General features: G+C 77.6%; 1 protein-coding gene. It reads left to right on the forward strand.

All coding sequences use genetic code 11. The annotated features are described in order from the left end of the window. The coding region (locus tag GTW08_RS28245; RefSeq protein ID WP_161152767.1) for a DUF3710 domain-containing protein at nt 1–1,003 on the forward strand (1,003 nt) is incomplete at both ends.

The following is a 1,003-nucleotide window of genomic DNA, read 5'->3' on the forward strand; positions in this document are numbered from 1 at the left end:
CCCGGCCCCGCACCCGCCGGGCACGACGACCGGGTCGCCCCCGACGGCCGCTGGGACGACGAGGAGCCGCCGCTGCTGTCGCACCGGGCCGAGGACGACGAGCTCGCCTACGCCCGCGACCGCACCCCGCAGGGCTTCGACGGCGGCGACCCCGACGACCCGTCCTGGGGCCGGCGCCGCTCCGCGCCGCCCTCCGACGACCTCGACGACGAGGAGGACGACGACTACGACTACGACGACGAGGACGAGTACGACGAGGACGAGTACGGAGTCGGCGACGCCCCGCTCTCGGTCCCGCCGCCCGGCAGCGGCGGCCGCCCACTGGGCCCGGCCGACGTCGAGGAGCTCGACCCGTCGATGACCGACGCGCTCGCCCGCGTCGACCTCGGTGCCCTGCAGGTCCCGGTGCCCTACGGCGCCGAGCTGAAGCTGGAGCCCGCGGGTGCCGAGCGCCCCCAGGCCGTGCACCTGCTGCTGGCCGAGGGCCGGATCGCGGTGAGCGCGCTGGCCGCGCCACGGTCGTCCGGTCTGTGGGCGGACCTGTCCGCGGAGATCGAGCAGTCCCTGCGCAAGGGCGGCGCCCGGGTGCGCAACGCCCGCGGCGACTGGGGCCGCGAACTCCATGCCCGCACCGAGAACGCCGCCTCGGTGTTCGTCGGCTGCGACGGCCCGCGCTGGATGGTCTACGGCGTGGCGACGGCGTCGCTGGAGACCGTCGAGGCCCTCGACGTGGAGCTCCGCCGCGTGCTGCGGGGGATCATCGTCGTCCGCGGGAAGTCGCCGTACCCGCCGCGGACGGTCCTGCCGCTGGAGCTGCCCGAGCACCTGCGCGAGCAGCAGCCCGAGGTCGGGCCCCAGAAGCCCAGCATCACCGTCTCCGTCCCGGCCCCCACCGGCGCGACGGGGGCGACCCCGGTGCCGTCGGGAACCACCGGCGCGACCCCGGTGCCGTCCGGCCCGGCGACCGGCGCCCGCCCGGTGCCGGCCGCCGCCTCCGCGGAAC

This window comes from Pseudonocardia sp. SID8383 (genome assembly GCF_009864975.1).
Lineage (GTDB): Bacteria > Actinomycetota > Actinomycetes > Mycobacteriales > Pseudonocardiaceae > Pseudonocardia > Pseudonocardia alni.